This window comes from Cyanobium sp. FACHB-13342, from assembly GCF_014697415.1.
Lineage (GTDB): Bacteria > Cyanobacteriota > Cyanobacteriia > PCC-6307 > Cyanobiaceae > Cyanobium_A.
The window spans coordinates 13,361-27,702 of the sequence record NZ_JACJRT010000007.1 but is presented as its reverse complement, the minus strand read 5'-3'; the positions used below and the strand labels follow the sequence as shown (position 1 = coordinate 27,702).

General features: G+C 70.3%; 16 protein-coding genes. 4 read left to right on the top strand and 12 right to left on the bottom strand.

Annotated elements, in window-relative coordinates:
- From bchI to H6G16_RS03815, 5 genes are read right to left on the bottom strand one after another with little or no spacing between them, the layout of a single operon-like run.
- Positions 1 to 1,089, bottom strand: a complete 1,089-nt coding sequence (gene bchI / locus H6G16_RS03835; RefSeq protein WP_190388999.1) for a magnesium chelatase ATPase subunit I — start codon at positions 1,087 to 1,089, stop codon at positions 1 to 3.
- Positions 1,086 to 2,564 carry a DUF3370 domain-containing protein gene (locus H6G16_RS03830; protein WP_190388998.1) on the bottom strand — a complete coding sequence of 493 codons (1,479 nt, stop codon included), beginning with the start codon at positions 2,562 to 2,564 and terminating at the stop codon, positions 1,086 to 1,088. Before H6G16_RS03830 ends, bchI begins: the two co-directional genes overlap by 4 nt.
- Positions 2,561 to 3,619 carry a serine hydrolase gene (locus H6G16_RS03825; RefSeq protein WP_347238781.1) on the bottom strand — a complete coding sequence of 353 codons (1,059 nt, stop codon included), beginning with the start codon at positions 3,617 to 3,619 and terminating at the stop codon, positions 2,561 to 2,563. The genes H6G16_RS03830 and H6G16_RS03825 overlap by 4 nt, the downstream gene beginning before the upstream one ends.
- A 28-nt stretch (positions 3,620 to 3,647) precedes the next feature.
- Complete coding sequence (locus H6G16_RS03820; RefSeq protein ID WP_190388997.1) at positions 3,648 to 4,400, bottom strand: TrmJ/YjtD family RNA methyltransferase; 753 nt, start codon at positions 4,398 to 4,400, stop codon at positions 3,648 to 3,650.
- Positions 4,397 to 4,714, bottom strand: coding sequence for a c-type cytochrome (locus H6G16_RS03815; RefSeq protein ID WP_190389252.1), 318 nt, complete (start codon positions 4,712 to 4,714; stop codon positions 4,397 to 4,399). Before H6G16_RS03815 ends, H6G16_RS03820 begins: the two co-directional genes overlap by 4 nt.
- A 147-nt stretch (positions 4,715 to 4,861) precedes the next feature.
- Here H6G16_RS03815 and petG point away from each other — a divergent pair, with 147 nt between their 5' ends.
- Positions 4,862 to 4,972, top strand: a complete 111-nt coding sequence (petG, locus tag H6G16_RS03810) for a cytochrome b6-f complex subunit V (protein ID WP_094559756.1) — start codon at positions 4,862 to 4,864, stop codon at positions 4,970 to 4,972.
- Between the two features lie 17 nt (positions 4,973 to 4,989).
- Here the strand turns inward: petG and rsmD are convergent, their stop codons facing one another.
- The 7 genes from rsmD to H6G16_RS03775 all read right to left on the bottom strand — a co-directional run bounded on the left by rsmD (position 4,990) and on the right by H6G16_RS03775 (position 10,826).
- Positions 4,990 to 5,547 (bottom strand): 16S rRNA (guanine(966)-N(2))-methyltransferase RsmD, encoded by a 558-nt coding sequence (gene rsmD / locus H6G16_RS03805; protein ID WP_190388996.1) that lies wholly within the window; start codon positions 5,545 to 5,547, stop codon positions 4,990 to 4,992.
- Between the two features lie 7 nt (positions 5,548 to 5,554).
- The gene (gene hisH / locus H6G16_RS03800; RefSeq protein ID WP_190388995.1) at positions 5,555 to 6,178 is read right to left on the bottom strand and encodes an imidazole glycerol phosphate synthase subunit HisH; all 624 of its coding nucleotides are present in this window, start codon (positions 6,176 to 6,178) and stop codon (positions 5,555 to 5,557) included.
- Positions 6,175 to 7,152 (bottom strand): LOG family protein, encoded by a 978-nt coding sequence (locus H6G16_RS03795; RefSeq protein ID WP_347238780.1) that lies wholly within the window; start codon positions 7,150 to 7,152, stop codon positions 6,175 to 6,177. Before H6G16_RS03795 ends, hisH begins: the two co-directional genes overlap by 4 nt.
- 123 nt (positions 7,153 to 7,275) lie before the next feature.
- Positions 7,276 to 7,599 carry a thioredoxin gene (gene trxA, locus H6G16_RS03790; RefSeq protein ID WP_094559760.1) on the bottom strand — a complete coding sequence of 108 codons (324 nt, stop codon included), beginning with the start codon at positions 7,597 to 7,599 and terminating at the stop codon, positions 7,276 to 7,278.
- A gap of 184 nt (positions 7,600 to 7,783) precedes the next feature.
- The gene (locus H6G16_RS03785; RefSeq protein WP_190388994.1) at positions 7,784 to 8,947 is read right to left on the bottom strand and encodes a GuaB3 family IMP dehydrogenase-related protein; all 1,164 of its coding nucleotides are present in this window, start codon (positions 8,945 to 8,947) and stop codon (positions 7,784 to 7,786) included.
- 67 nt (positions 8,948 to 9,014) lie between these two features.
- On the bottom strand, positions 9,015 to 9,569 hold the full coding sequence (locus H6G16_RS03780) for a CAAD domain-containing protein (RefSeq protein ID WP_190388993.1): 555 nt from the start codon (positions 9,567 to 9,569) through the stop codon (positions 9,015 to 9,017).
- Between the two features lie 90 nt (positions 9,570 to 9,659).
- The gene (locus tag H6G16_RS03775; RefSeq protein ID WP_190388992.1) at positions 9,660 to 10,826 is read right to left on the bottom strand and encodes a homocysteine biosynthesis protein; all 1,167 of its coding nucleotides are present in this window, start codon (positions 10,824 to 10,826) and stop codon (positions 9,660 to 9,662) included.
- Between the two features lie 63 nt (positions 10,827 to 10,889).
- Between H6G16_RS03775 and gyrA the strand changes: the two genes are divergently transcribed.
- Genes gyrA through H6G16_RS13265 form a run of 3 tightly spaced genes read left to right on the top strand, consistent with a single transcriptional unit; the run spans position 10,890 to position 14,338 of the window.
- Complete coding sequence (gene gyrA, locus H6G16_RS03770; protein ID WP_190388991.1) at positions 10,890 to 13,532, top strand: DNA gyrase subunit A; 2,643 nt, start codon at positions 10,890 to 10,892, stop codon at positions 13,530 to 13,532.
- Between the two features lie 37 nt (positions 13,533 to 13,569).
- Entirely contained in the window at positions 13,570 to 13,860 is a 291-nt protein-coding gene (locus H6G16_RS03765; RefSeq protein ID WP_190388990.1) for a DUF1778 domain-containing protein, read from the top strand.
- Positions 13,853 to 14,338: a GNAT family N-acetyltransferase gene (locus tag H6G16_RS13265; protein WP_199289173.1), complete on the top strand. Its 486-nt coding sequence runs from the start codon at positions 13,853 to 13,855 to the stop codon at positions 14,336 to 14,338. Before H6G16_RS03765 ends, H6G16_RS13265 begins: the two co-directional genes overlap by 8 nt.
- Positions 14,339 to 14,342 lie beyond the last annotated feature (4 nt).

Genomic DNA, 14,342 nt, shown 5'->3' with positions numbered 1-14,342 from the left:
TCAGGCCGCCAGGGCGAGCTCGAAGGCGCTGCGGTCGCTGCTGTCGGGCCGGTTGAACACCTTGCAGAACACCTTCACCACCCGGTCGCCCGAGTCGATCTGCTCGAGCGGATCCTTGCGCAGGCGGTGGCGCAGGCAGCAGGCCACCACCCGGGCCACGTCGTCTTCGGTGACTTCGGTGCGGCCCTCAAAGGCGGCCAGGGCGCGGGCGGCGCGGTTGGTGACGATGTCGCCGCGCAGGCCATCCACATCCAGTTCACCGCAGATGCCGGAGATGCGGATGCGCAGATCGTCGTCGATCTGCACCTGGGGCAGAAGCTTCTGGGCCGCGATCACCCGATCCTGCAGGGCGTCCTGGGTGGCCTGCACGGCGTTGTTGAAGCCGTCGGGGTCGTTGTCGAAGGCGGTGCGCTGATCCACCACCTGCACCCGCAGCTCGGGGTTGCGCACGGTGCGCACCTCCACGCTCATGCCGAAGCGATCCAGCAGCTGGGGCCGCAGCTCCCCCTCCTCCGGGTTGCCGGAGCCGATCAACACGAAGCGGGCCGGGTGGCGCACGCTCACCCCCTCCCGTTCCACCGTGTTCCAGCCGGAGGCGGCCGAATCCAACAGCACGTCCACCAGGTGGTCGTCGAGCAGGTTCACCTCATCGACGTAGAGCAGGCCCCGGTTGGCCTTGGCCAGCAGACCCGGCTCAAAGGCCCGCACGCCCTCGCTGAGGGCCTTTTCGATGTCGATGGTGCCGCAGAGGCGGTCTTCGGTGGCACCCAGGGGCAGGTCGACCATCGGCACCTGACGGGGCTCCACGGGCAGCTGCTCGCCCTGCTCGGCGCGGGCGCGCACCTCCGTGCTCTGCAGGTCGGGGTCGCTGGGGGAGCTGTTGTAGGGGTCGCCGGCCACCACGTCGATCTCGGGCAGCAGGTCGGCCAGGGCCCGGATCGTGGTGGATTTGCCGGTGCCCCGGTCGCCCATGATCATCACGCCGCCGATGCGCGGATCGATCACGTTGAGCAGCAGGGCCAGCTTCATCTCCTCCTGCCCGACGATCGCGGTGAAGGGGAAGACCCTGCGCTTGCGGACTGGCGTCACGGACGGCTGGTGGATGAAAGATCGGATTGTTTCACAGCTTGTTGTCGCGCCGGCTCCGGCACGGGCAACAGGCTGAGCACCTGGGGCGGGGTGGCGTCGGCCGGATAGATCAGCCGCACTTGCAGTTGGCGGCTGGCTCCGGGGGCCAGGCTCACCGTGCCGAGGGCGGGCCCGGGCTCGCCGGCCCGCTGCACCAGGTGGAAGCCGCGCCGCCCCGCTGGCCGGCCCGGGGCCCCCGTGGGGGAGGGATCGCCATCGAGGCCCGTCACCTCCACCGTGCCGCGGAACATCACCGGCCGCGTGCCGGGGCTGCCGTGGAAGCGCAGGCCGCCCACCGCGGCATCGCCCTTGAGCGGCGATTCCAGGGCCAGCTGCAGGGCCACCGGCTTGGCGGTGTCGTTGCGCAGGGGGATGCTCAGGTCGTATTCCACGCCGTAGTTGCCGTGGGCGGCCCAGGCCGTGCCGGGGTAGAAGGCCTGCAGCTCGGCGGTCTGCACCTGGCCGCTGCCGAGGCTGCCCCGCTCCAGGGAGGCGATCGGCCAGGAGATCGGTGCCCGGCGCACGCTCAGCCAGGCCTGGCCTGGATCGGTGAGCCGGGTGCGCCAGGTGCTGCCCACCTGCACCCCACTCACCCGCGAATACACCAGCGACCCCTTGGCGCCCCGGGGGGTGGGCGCATGCTCCCGGGGGCTGAGGCCCCCCTCCAGCAGCGCGGCCCAGGCACCGGCCGGCGGCGGCGCGTTGCCGCTGCCGAAGGCGGCCAGGGTGGCGAGGCTCACGGGGCCCGAGCTCTCCAGCCGCAGCTGCAGGTTGCGGCCGTTGAGCAGGGGGTCGAGGCCCCGCACCGGCAGGGGCAACACCACCAGGGTGGTGGGGGCGCCGGGGGCCAGGGTCCAGCTGGCGGGCAGTTCGGCGCTGCGCTGGCGGGCCAGCAGTTCGGTGGCCACCCGGCTGCCGGGGCCCGCATAGATGGGCGTGCTGCCCTGGGCCATCAGGGCGGGCAGGGGCAGGAAGGGGGCGCCGGCCTGGCCCGGATCCACGGCCTGGGAGAGGGCGGTGGATCCGCTGAGCAGCTTCAGGCTCACGGGCTGGGAGCCGCGGGGGGCGGCCAGCACCGCCAGCCAGAGGGTGGAGTCGAGGCTTTCGGGCTTGCCCGCGTACACGTGGTGGCTGAACAGGTCGAAGCGGCCGTTGAGGGCCACATCCAGGTGGGCCTCCGGCACCGCTCGCCCGGCCTTGGGAAAGGTGGAGAGCAGGATGCCGGGCTCGCGGATCAGCTCCGGGTTGTTGTCGTTCACCAGCAGCACCCGGTCGAGGCCGCCGCTCAGGGGGGCCACCGTTTGGGGGCGCAGCACGGGGGCCGGCTTGGGACTGGGGGCCTGGGCCAGGGCCGGCTGGGCCAGTATGCCCGTGAGCAGCAAGGCTCCGGCCCAGGGGGTGGGACGGCTGGGACGGCTGGGGCGGGTGCGGCTCATTTGCGGCCCACCAGGGTTTTGGCCACTTCTGCCGCCATGGCGCGGATCAGGTCGGTGGAGCGGGGATCGTTGAAGGGACCCTTCACCATGAAAGCCGCCACGGCCCGCTGGCCATTGGGCAGCTGGATCAACGCCGCATCGGCGTAGGCGATGCCGATGTCGCCGGTCTTGTTGTAGGCGGTGATCCCGAAGCTGAGCAGCTCGCTGTCCGGGTCGGCGGCGTCCTTGCCAAGCCCCTGCAGCAGACCCAGCGGGATCAGGGTGTTGGTGCGGGAGGTGCCCATGATTTCCCGGAACAGGTCCCGGGCCCTGGGGCTGAGCTTGTCGCCGGTGTCCACCAGGGCGATCGCCTTGGCCAGGTCGCGACTGCTGGTGGTGTTGGTGCCGTCGAGGTCGGGCAGCCAGTTGTTCACCGCCGTGTTGGGCAGCCCCATGGCGGTGAAGCGCTCGTTGAGCACCGTTTTGCCCCCCAGCCGCTTGATCAGCAGGTTGGTGGCGCTGTTGTCGCTCACCCGGATCATCTCGGTGGCCGCCTCAAAGAAGGGGAAGCGGGTGCCCACGGGCCGGCTGGCCATCCAGCCGGCGCCGCCGCCCACCACCTCCTTGGTGAGGGGCAGGGGCTCGTTCCAGCGCAGCTTGCCGCTGTCGAGGTCCTCCAGGCCCGCCAGCAGGATCGGCGTCTTGATCGAGCTGGCGGCCGGCAGGGGCAGGTCGGGCTGGAGTTGGGCGAAGCGGCCGTCATCGAGCACCAGCAGGAAGCCGCTGGCGGTGAGGTCCTTCTGGGCGGCGGCCAGCTCGGACCAGCGCTGGCTCAGGGCCGGCAGCTCGGTGCGGGGCTCAAAGCGACCCTGGTCGAGGCCCTGGCCCGTGCGCACCGTGGCGCCATCGAGGCTGGGGGCCTTGATGGCGCCCTGGGCCAGGCGGGGGGCCAGCAGCTTGAGGCTGGTGCCGGTGATCACCCCCAGGCCGATGCCCATCACGGCCAGGCGTAACACCAGGCGCAGGGGCTGGCCCCAGCGGCTCTTGGGGCTGCGGGACGGACGGCCGGCGGTCACGGAGCCATGCAGGCGAAGTGGACCGACGCTAAGGGGTCTGGCCAGCCTTGCCCTGGGGGGCCGCCTGCCCCCGCTCGCTGGCCCAGCGCAACTGGCGCACCATGCCCCGCACCAGGGCCACCTCCTCGCTGGAGATCTGGGCCCGCTGCAACAGTCCCCGCAGCTTGGCCATGCGGGCATGGGCGGTGTGGGGATGGAGGAAGCCCACGTCAAGCAGCAGGGCTTCCGCGTCGCCGAGCATGGCCTCCAAACTCTCGCGGTCGCTGGGTTCGGGCAGGGGTGGCTGGGCGGCTGGTGCCTGGGCGCCCAGGCCATGCCAGCTGTGCAGCACCAGGGCGGCGGCGTGGGAGAGGTTGAGGGAGGCGTAGGCGTCGCCGCTGCCCAGGGTGAGCAGCCGGCCGGCCTGGAGCAGTTCGTCGTTGCTGAGGCCCCGGTCTTCGCGGCCGAACACCAGGGCCACCGGTGCCGTGCCCTGCTGCAGCCAGCGCAGGGCCGGTTCGGGCTCCAGCAGGGGGAGGGGTTCGCCGGCGCGCCGGCCGCTGGTGGCCACCACCCGGCGGCAATCGGCCAGGGCGGCGCTGAGGCTGGGAAACAGGCGGGCCTGCTCCAGCACCCAGGCGCCGTGAACGGCCATGCGGCGGGCCTCTTCGCCCAGGTGGTCGCAGCGGGGGGCCACCAGCCGTAGCTCCGCCACGCCGAAATTGGCGCAGAGCCGGGCAACGCTGCCCACGTTGAGCGGCCCGGCAGGCTCCACCAGCACCACGGTGAGGTCTGGGGTCACACCAGTCCGTTGAGGTAGGCCAGCAGGTCGGCCATGGCCTGGGGCTCGGGTTGGAAGCGCGGCATGGGCGGGGTGCGGCCGCTCACCACCTGCTGGATCAGTTGGCGGGGGCTTTTGCGCGCGGCGACGCCGTGCAGGTTGGGGCCCACCAACCCCTGGGCGGCAATGCCGTGGCAGCCGGCGCAGTTGAGCCGAAAGAGGCGGCCGCCGTGTTCACTGGAGCCGCTCAGCTCCAGGGTCTGGCGGGTGTAGGGATCGGCGCGGGCCGCGGGCAGCACCAGCAGCACCGCCACGATGCAGGCGGCCGCCGCCATGCCCAACAGGGCGGCGATCAGACCGCGGCGATTGCCGGGGGCCTCGGGGCTGGTCAGGGGTTGGCCGGTCACAGTTGGTGCAGAAGACTCGCGGTGGGGGCCTGGGCCGTGGAAGAATTGTGCCCTGATCGCCGCCCCAGCTCTCCCATGATCGAACCCCTGCTCTGCGGCATCGTGCTCGGTCTGATTCCCGTGACGCTGGCAGGCCTGTTTGTAGCGGCCTGGAACCAGTATCGCCGCGGCACCCTGCTCGACTGAGGTCGGGCCTTCGCGCCTCAGGCCTGCTGCAGCAGCACCAGGCTGGTGCCTCCGTAGCGCCGTTGATCCCTGAGCCGCCAGCCCGCAGGAGTCCCCGGCACGGCATCGCTGGCGCATTCCCAGATCAGGGTGCCGCCGGGCTTGAGCCAGCCCCCTGCGGCCACGCCAGCGGCAATGGGTTCGTAGAGCCCTGCGGCGTAGGGCGGATCGGCATAGATCAGGTCAAAATCCTGGTTGGCCGGGCGGTTTGCCGCGGTTGAGCTGGCCAGCCAGCGCCCCACCTCGCGGCAGTGCAGCTCCCAGCTGCCCAGTCCTGGGGCCACCGCCTCGAGGTTGGCCCGGGCCACGGCGGCGATGCGGCGGTCTTGCTCGATGGCCACCACGCGGCGGGCTCCCCGCTGCAGGGCCTCGCAGGCCATCACGCCACTGCCGCTGCAGAGATCGAGCCAGGCGCAGCCGGGCACCTCGGCCGCCAGCAGGTTCATCACCGCCAGGCGCACCCGGGAGCTGGTGGGGCGGGCCATGCTGCCGGGCGGGCTTTGCAGGCGGCGGCCACCGCTCAGCCGCAGGCTCATGGCGGGCTCATCGGGTGGCCAGCCAGGCCAGCCAGCGGCGCAGGATCGCCTCGCCGTGGGGGCCTGATTTTTCCGGGTGAAACTGACAGGCACCGATGGCGCCCTGCCACACCGCGGCCGTGACGGCGGTGTCGCCGAAGCGCACCAAGGCGGTGTTGCAGGCCGGGTCGCTGGGCTCGGCGGCGTAGGAATGCACGAAGTACACCCAGGTGTCGGGGCTGCCGGCGGGCAGCAGGGGGCTGGGGCTGGCGGGCAGCAGCGGCTCCCAGCCCATGTGGGGGATCGGCTGGCCGGGCTGGCGCGGCAGGGCCCGCACCCGGCCCTTCAGAAGGCCCAGGCCGGTTGCCGTGCCCTCGTCGCTGGCTTCAAACAGCAGCTGCAACCCCAGGCAGATGCCCAGCAGCGGTTTGCCGGCGGCGCACCAGGCGGTGATCGCCTCCGCCAGGTCGCCCTGGCGCAAGCGCTCCATGGCCGGATCAAAGGCCCCCACCCCCGGCAGCACCAGGGCCGTGCAGCCCTCCATCGCGGTGGCCTCGTGCACCGGCATCACCGTGGCCCCCAGCCGCTCAAAGGCCCGCTGCACCGAGTGCAGGTTGCCCATGCCGTAGTCGATCAGGCCAAGGCGCGTCATGGTGCCGGGGGACTGCTGGGTTGGCGGCGGGCCGGTGGCTGCTCCAGCTCCTGGCCGGGCGGCAGGGGCAGACCGTTGAGCGTGTCGAGCAGTTGGTAGAGGCGGCCGATGCGGCGCCGGTCGAAGTGGAAGTGGAGGCAGGGGCGCAGCAGGCCGTGGTCGTCCACGGTTTCGCTGGCCTGGATCACCCCCTCATCCACCAGGTCGTCGAACTGGCGGTTGAGGCTGTCGAGCTGCTCCGCCAGCAGGGGGGCGTTGAGCAGCAGCTCGATGCGGTTGTCGCCCAGGCGGGCAGAGTGGAAGCGGTGGTAAAAGCGGCTGATGCGTGCCACCGCCTCCTCGGCGCTGTGGGCCTCGATCAGCAGATCGCCATCTTCCGGGGAAATCAGCCCGCGGGCGGCCAGGCCCTGGCTGAGATCCCGCTGCCAGCCGCTCCAGAAGGCGTCGCCTGGGGGGGCCAGTAGCACCAGGGGAATGGGCGGCGTGCGGCCGGTTTGGATCAGGGTGAGCGATTCGAACAGCTCGTCGAGGGTGCCGAATCCCCCCGGCATCACCACCAGGGCATCACTCTCCCGCAGGAAGAAGAGCTTGCGGGTGAAGAAGTAGCGGAAGTGGAGGAGCCGGCCGTCGCAACTGCTCACGAACCGGTTGGCGTGCTGCTCGAAGGGCAGATCCACATTGAGCCCAATGCTGGCCTCACAACCGGCACCGCTGTTGGCGGCCTCCATGATGCCGCCGCCGGCACCGGTCATCACCTCAAAGCCCTCGGTGACGGCGAAGTGGGCCAGCTGCTCGGCCAGGCCGTAGCAGGGGTCGCTCTGCACGGTGCGGGCCGAGCCGAACACGGTGATCTTGCGGGTGTCCCGATGGGGCCGGAACACCTCCAGGGCCTCGCTGATATCGGCCAGGGCGCCACTGATCAAGCGCCACTCACCGTGGCCCCGTTCCCGGCGACCCACCTGCAGCAGGGACACCAGGGACCGCTCAATCAGGTGCCGCTGGGGATGGTCTTCAAGCTCCTGGGCCAGGGCCTGCAGGGGGCTCTGGCCGAAGGGGGATGGGGCGCTCAGGGTTCTGCCCTCAGACCGAGGATGGGCTCAGAGGTACTTGGAAATGGTGCCCGAGAGGGTGGTTTTGGGCACGGCACCCACCACGGTGTCCACCTTCTGGCCGCCCTTGAAGATCATCAGGGTGGGGATGCTGCGGATGCCGTACTGGCTGGCAACGTTGGGGTTTTCGTCGGTGTTGAGCTTGAACACCTTGATTTTGCCCTCGAATTCGGCGGCAATTTCGTCGACGATCGGCGCCACCATCCGGCAGGGGCCGCACCAGGGGGCCCAGAAGTCGATCAGCACGGGCAGATCACTCTTGAGCACGTCTTGCTCAAAGGAGGCATCAGTGACAGCGGCAGCGCTGGACATCCTTGCTGGATCAGGGTTCCTGGGAATCTAGCAAGGTTATTTGGGGGCCACACAGGAGCGTTGCAGGCCGTTATCAGCGACCCGCAACGCTCCTGGGGAGGGGGAAGACAAAAAGCCCGGACGCGCCGGGCCGGAGGGTGTGAGGAGTGTGGGAGCCGAAGCTCACACAGGTCAACGATAGGAGCTACTTGCCCATGCCCAGTTGTTGGGCTTTCTGGTACACCTTGCCCTCCGTGAGCAGGGACGGGGCCACCACCACTTCCACCTGCTGCATCTCCCGGATGGTGCGGGCGCCCAGGGTGCCCATGGAGGTGCGGATGCAGCCCAGCAGGTTTTGGGTGCCGTCATCGAGACTGGCCGGACCCCGCAGAATTTTTTCCAGGCTGCCCGTGGTGCCCACCTTGATGCGCGTGCCGCGGGGCAGCACGGGGCTGGGGGTAGCCATGCCCCAGTGGAAGCCGCGGCCGGGGGCCTCGGCGGCGCGGGCAATCGGCGAGCCGATCATCACGGCGTCGGCGCCGCAGGCTAGGCACTTGCAGATGTCGCCACCGGTGACGATGCCGCCGTCGGCCACGATCGGCACGTAGCGGCCGCTCTCGGCGAAGTAGTCGGAGCGGGCGGCGGCGCAGTCGGCCACGGAGGTGGCCTGGGGGATGCCGATGCCCAGCACGCCGCGGCTGGTGCAGGCGGCCCCGGGGCCGATGCCCACCATCACGCCGGCGGCTCCGGCCCGCATCAATTTGAGGGCCACGTCGTAGGTGACGCAGTTGCCGATCACCACGGGCACGCCGAAGTCGCGGCAGAGGGCTTCGAGATCGAGGCTCTCCTGGCCCTCGGGGCCGATGTGCTCGGTGCTCACCACGGTGGCCTGCACGAAGAACAGGTCGGCGCCCGCTTCAGCGATGGCTTTGCCGAACTTGAGCGCCGCCACCGGCGTGGCACTCACCGCCGCAATGCCGCCTTTCTGCTTGATCTCGGCGATCCGCTGGCGGATCAGGTCTTCCCGCACCGGCTGGCTGTAGAGCTCCTGCATCAGGGGCACGAAGCTGTCGCGGTCGACGGCGGCGATGCGATCGAGGACGGGGTTGGGGTCGTCGTAGCGGCACTGCACGCCCTCCAGGTTCAGCACGCCCAGGGCGCCCTGCTTGCTGAGTTCCACGCACATGCCCACATCCACCACGCCATCCATGGCGCTGGCGATGATCGGGATCTCGCGGGTGATGCCGCCCAGGCTCCAGCTGCTGTCGGTGACGGCGGGATCCACGGTGCGTCCACCGGGCACCAGGGCGATCTCGTCGATGCCGTAGGCGCGGCGAACGGTACGGGAGCGGCCGAGCTGAATGTCCACCTGGAATCCACGGATTCGGGACAAGCTATCAACTGACCTGCCCCGTTCTGGCTGAAGCGATCCGAACTCAGCTCTTGCCGCGGAAGGCTTTCCAGCGCTGGCTGAGGCCGCCCAGCAGCCGTTCGCGCTCGCTGCTGCGCAGGAGCTTGGGCACGCCGTAGCGCACCACCCACACCACGCCGGCCAGCTCGAGCAGGCCGGGCACCAGGGGCATGCTGTCGAGGGCGCCGAGCAGGGCGCTGTAGATGCGCAGCACCAGCAGCAGGCCCACCAGGGCCGCCAGGGCGGTGACGGGCTTGCTGGCCTGGGCCCAGAGGGACTGGAGCTCGTTTTGGTTGAGCCACTGGCCCAGCTTCTGCAGCAGCAGATCCCACTCGCCGCCTTCCCCCTCGCCCGCGCTGGTGGGGGTGGGGGCCACCAGGGGAGCGCTGGCGGGCTCCAGGGGCTCCACCGTCAAGGTGGCGGCCACGCTGGGTTCGGGGGGAGCTGCGGGTTCGGCCGTCTCCGGCTCCTGCAGGTTCAACTCCGGTTCGGCAGGGCTCAGCTCGGAAACGCTGGACTCGGCCGCACTGGGCTCGGCAGGGCTGGATTCGGCAGGGCTGGTGGTGGGGTCGTCGGCCATGGCGGTCGGCGCGGCGGATGCACGGGGCTCGCGGGAGCTTAGGTGGGTTTGGCGGTGGGCCCCAGGCTTGGCTTGGGCCGCAGGCTTGGCTCAGGCCTCCAGGGGCACCAGGCAGGGGCGGGGGCTCAGGGGCACCAGGGGCAGCCGCAGCGGGAAGCTGCCGTTGGCCAGGGCCTCCACCAGGGCTTCGGCGGCGGCGGCGGCCAGGCGCGGGCTGTGGGAGGGGGCGCAGGCCACCGGCCGGCCTTGCACCGTGATCGTGCCGCTGAGCAGCTCGCCGTAGCTGGCCGATCCCAGGCTGGGTTTGACCCGCCGCGGCACCGACAGATCGAGCACGGGTGCGTCCAGCTCGTCCGGCCCGGCCGCGGCCTGGCGGGCCACTGCGGCGTTGATGAGGGGCACCGGCGCGGCCACCGTGATCAGCAGGGCACTGCCGTGGCCCTCGAAGACGCAGGGCCGCACCCACTCGGGCCGCAGCTCGTGCAGATCCACGCTCACGGCGGCGGCGGCTCCGGGGCTGCGGGCATGGCCGCTGGCCTGGCGGCGGCAGCCGGGCTGGTGGCCGCTGCCGGCCCCCACCACCCAGCCGAGGGCCCCGCCCACCAGCACCGGCGAGCCCGGGCCCAGCAGCGCCAGCCCCGGCATGGTGAGGCCGATGCTGCCGGCGCCGCCGCAGCTGTAGAGGGCGTTGGCGGCCGGCCCCAGCAGGGTGCCGTAGGGGCTGGGGCAGGGGCCGTCGGCTTGGCTGAGGGCCACCACGCCGTTTTCGGCGATGGCCCGGTGCAGCAGCAGGCGCCCGCCGCCGATCTGCTCGAGGCTGAGCTCGGTGTGCAGCTCCCGGCGGGGGTGCAGGGCTGTGGCCTCGCCGCTGGCGCTGAAGGGCAGCGCCCGGCCCGCGAGCAGGGCGCCGAGCAGCTGGGCCCCGCCCATGGCGTCGGCCAGCCCGCCGCCGATCGGCAGCACCAGCTCGCCGCTGCCGCAGCCCGCCAGGCCCGGTATGCCGGCCAGCTGTCCGTCGCGCAGGCGGATCGGTGGATCCGTGGGCCCGAGGCTCAGGTGCAGGCTGGCCTGGTCGGTGAAGCCCGCATCGGCGGCCACCACCACATCGGTGGCGGCGTAGGCCTCGGCCAGCCCGGCGTGCTGCACCAGGCTGCGGAAGTCGGCGGCGGCGCGCACCTGCAGCTGGCCCCGCTCTTGCTTGCGGCGCAGCTCCGCTTCCGAGCGCGGCGGGAACTCACGGGCGTTCAAGGCGGGCATGGGCCTGATTTGGGCATTCCCCGGGGGTTTCGATAAACTGACCCTTGCTCAAGGCGGTCATTCATGGCGGATCCCAGCGGACCCGGTGCTGGCTCACCGGGAGACTCCGGCGGCAACGGCGATTCGCGGATCATCCAGACCGACCTGCGCAACGAGATGTCGCGCTCCTATCTGGAGTATGCGATGAGCGTGATCGTGGGTCGGGCCCTGCCCGATGCCCGCGATGGCCTCAAGCCCGTGCACCGGCGCATCCTCTACGCCATGTACGAGCTGGGCCTCACCAGCGACCGGCCCTACCGCAAATGCGCCCGGGTGGTGGGTGAGGTGCTCGGTAAGTACCACCCCCACGGCGACACGGCGGTGTACGACGCCCTGGTGCGGATGGCCCAGGACTTCAACATGCGCATGCCCCTGGTGAATGGGCATGGCAACTTCGGCTCGGTGGACGGCGATCCCCCGGCCGCCATGCGTTACACCGAATCGCGGCTGCAGGCCCTCACCACCGACAGCCTGCTCGAAGACATCGAAGCCGAGACCGTCGACTTCGTTGACAACTTTGACGGCTCCCAGCAGGAGCCCACCGTGATGCCGGCGCGGATTCCCCAGCTGCTGCTGAACGGCTCCACCGGCATCGCCGTGGGGATGGCCACCAACATCCCGCCCCACAACCTCACCGAGCTGATCGACGGGATGCTGGCGCTGATCGCCAACCCGGAGATCGACGATCAGCAGTTGATGGCGATCATCCCGGGGCCCGACTTCCCCACGGGAGGCCAGATCCTGGGCCGCCGCGGCATCCGCGAGACCTACACCACCGGCCGCGGCTCGGTGACGATGCGGGGTGTGGCCTCGATCGAGACGGTGGAGGTGAAGGGCCGCCCCGACCGGGATGCGGTGATCATCACCGAGCTGCCCTTCCAGACCAACAAGGCCTCGCTGATCGAGCGGATCGCCGAACTGGTGAACGACAAGAAGCTCGAGGGCATCGCCGACATCCGCGACGAGTCCGACCGCGACGGCATGCGGATCGTGATCGAGCTGCGCCGCGACGCCTACCCCCAGGTGGTGCTGAACAACCTGTTCAAGCTCACCCCGCTGCAGAACAACTTCAGTGCCTACATGCTGGCGCTGGTGAAGGGGGAGCCGGTGCTGCTCACCCTGCGCAAGATGCTGCAGGTGTTCCTCGACTTCCGCGTCGAGACGATCGAGCGCCGCACCCGCTACTTCCTGCGCAAGGCGGAAGAACGCGACCACATCCTGCTGGGCCTGCTGCTGGCCCTCGACCAGCTCGATCCGATCATCGCCCTGATCCGGGCCGCCTCCGATGCGGCCACGGCCAAACAGCAGTTGCAGGAGCGCCACGGCCTCAGCGAGATCCAGGCCGACGCCATCCTGCAGATGCAGCTGCGGCGGCTCACGGCCCTGGAGGCCGACAAGATCCGGCTCGAGCACGAGGATCTCGTGGCCAAGATCGCCGACTACAAGGACATCCTGGCCAACCGCGAGCGGGTGCTCACGATCATCACCGAGGAGCTCGGGGTGATCCGCAGCCGCTACCTCTCGCCCCGCCGCACCGAAATCCTCGATCTGGAGGGCGGCCTCGAAGACATCGATCTGATCGCCAACGAGCGCTCGGTGGTGCTGCTCACCGAGAACGGCTACCTCAAGCGGATGCCGGTGAGCGAATTTGAAGCCACCAGCCGCGGCACCCGCGGCAAGGCCGGCACCCGCAGCCAGGGCGAAGAAGCCGTGAAGCTGTTCATCAGCTGCAACGACCACGACAACCTGCTGCTGTTCTCGGATCGGGGCGTGGTGTACACCGTGCCGGCCTACCGGGTGCCGATCTGCAGCCGGGCCGCCAAAGGCACGCCGATCGTGCAGATGCTGCCGATTCCCCGCGAGGAGCAGATCACCTCGCTGCTGGCGGTGAGCGAATTCGCCGAAGACGCCGTGCTGGTGATGCTCACCAGCGGCGGCTACGTGAAGCGCACCCGCCTTTCGGCCTTCGCCAACATCCGCTCCAACGGCCTGATCGCCATCTCCCTGGAGGACGGCGACGCCCTCACCTGGGTGCGGCTGGCCCAGCCGGGCGATTCGGTGCTGATCGGCTCGCGCAACGGCATGACCATCCACTTCCGCCTCAGCGATGAGGAGCTGCGGCCGTTGGGGCGCACCGCCCGCGGCGTGCGGGCCATGAACCTGCGCGCCGGCGACCAGCTGGTGAGCATGGATGTGATTCCGGCCGAGCTCGCCGATCAGGTGGCCAGCAGTGCCGGGGACGACGCCAGCGATGACGCCGAAGAGGGCGACGAGGTGGCCCCGAGCGAGGGGCCCTGGGTGCTGGTGGCCAGCGCCAGTGGCCTGGGCAAGCGGGTGCCGGTGAACCAGTTCCGCCTGCAGAAGCGGGCCGGCATGGGCCTGCGCTGCATGAAGTTCCGCCGCGATGGCGACGTGCTGGTGGGCCTCAAGGTGCTCGGCGCCGGCGAGGAGCTGCTGCTGGTGAGCGAGAAGGGGGTGATCGTGCGCACCCAGGCCGACGCCATCCCCCAGCAGTCCCGCGCCGCCACCGGCGTGCGGCTGCAGAAGCTCGATTCCGGCGACCGCCTCACCGAAGTGGTGCTGGTGCCACCGGCTCCCGAGGAGGAGGACGCTCCTGTTGAAGACGCTCCTTCCCTGGAGGAGGCCGCGGCCAGCAGCGAGGAGTGAGCGGTAAGTACGGCTTTTTGCCGTATCATGAGCTCACATGCCTGGACGCGAGCTCGTGGCCGTCGATGAGCGCCTGGATCTCAAGCTCAGTGCTGCAGACAAGCAGCTCCTGGCCCAGGCCGCTGCCATTGAAGGGGTGACCATGGCGGCGTTTGTGCGCCTGGCGGCCAAGCAGCGGGCCGCTGAAGCCATCCGGCGCGATCAACAGATCAGCTTGTCCCAACGGGATTTCAAGGCCTTTCAGGCGGCCATCGCCCGGCCGTTTGAGCCCAACGCGGCCCTGAGGGAGGCCTTGGAGCAGGTCTGCACCCGGGTGAGCGGTGTTTGAAGAGCACCAGCTCGACCCCACCCGGCACCACCGCAAGGGTTTCTGTTGTGGGGAGCCGGCCCTTGATCGCTTTCTGAACCAGCACGCCCACCAGAACATGCGCCGTGGGGTGAGCCAAACCTTCGTTCTCAGCCCGGCTGACACCCCTGCCGAAATCGCCGGGTTCTATACCCTTGCGCCTGCGCAGATCTGCCTGGCCGACCTCCAGCCTGGTGATGCCAAGCCGCTTCCTGCCTACCCGGTGCCCTGTTTTCGGATGGGGCGGTTGGCCCGTGATCTGCGCTGGCGAGGGCAGGGCCTGGGCCCCCTGTTGCTGGGCCTGGCTGTGCAACGTTGCCTCGCTGCCCAACGCTCGGTTGGGGGCTATGCCCTGGTTGTGGATGCCAAGAACGCCGCGGCGGTTGCGTTCTACGGGCACCATGGTTTCCGTCCCTTTCAGGACACCCCCCACAGCCTCTATTTGCCCCTTGGAGGCTGATGGA

Excerpts from the sequence above, each read along its gene's own strand:
- H6G16_RS03765 (WP_190388990.1), top strand. The coding sequence starts at position 13,570 with ATGCCTGGACGCGAGCTCGTGGCCGTCGATGAGCGCCTGGATCTCAAG.
- hisH (WP_190388995.1), bottom strand. The coding sequence starts at position 6,178 with ATGACGCGCCTTGGCCTGATCGACTACGGCATGGGCAACCTGCACTCG.
- H6G16_RS03775 (WP_190388992.1), bottom strand. The coding sequence starts at position 10,826 with ATGCCCGCCTTGAACGCCCGTGAGTTCCCGCCGCGCTCGGAAGCGGAG.
- trxA (WP_094559760.1), bottom strand. The coding sequence starts at position 7,599 with ATGTCCAGCGCTGCCGCTGTCACTGATGCCTCCTTTGAGCAAGACGTG.
- H6G16_RS03815 (WP_190389252.1), bottom strand. The coding sequence starts at position 4,714 with ATGGCGGCGGCCGCCTGCATCGTGGCGGTGCTGCTGGTGCTGCCCGCG.
- gyrA (WP_190388991.1), top strand. The coding sequence starts at position 10,890 with ATGGCGGATCCCAGCGGACCCGGTGCTGGCTCACCGGGAGACTCCGGC.
- rsmD (WP_190388996.1), bottom strand. The coding sequence starts at position 5,547 with ATGAGCCTGCGGCTGAGCGGTGGCCGCCGCCTGCAAAGCCCGCCCGGC.
- H6G16_RS03830 (WP_190388998.1), bottom strand. The coding sequence starts at position 2,564 with ATGAGCCGCACCCGCCCCAGCCGTCCCAGCCGTCCCACCCCCTGGGCC.
- H6G16_RS03780 (WP_190388993.1), bottom strand. The coding sequence starts at position 9,569 with ATGGCCGACGACCCCACCACCAGCCCTGCCGAATCCAGCCCTGCCGAG.
- petG (WP_094559756.1), top strand. The coding sequence starts at position 4,862 with ATGATCGAACCCCTGCTCTGCGGCATCGTGCTCGGTCTGATTCCCGTG.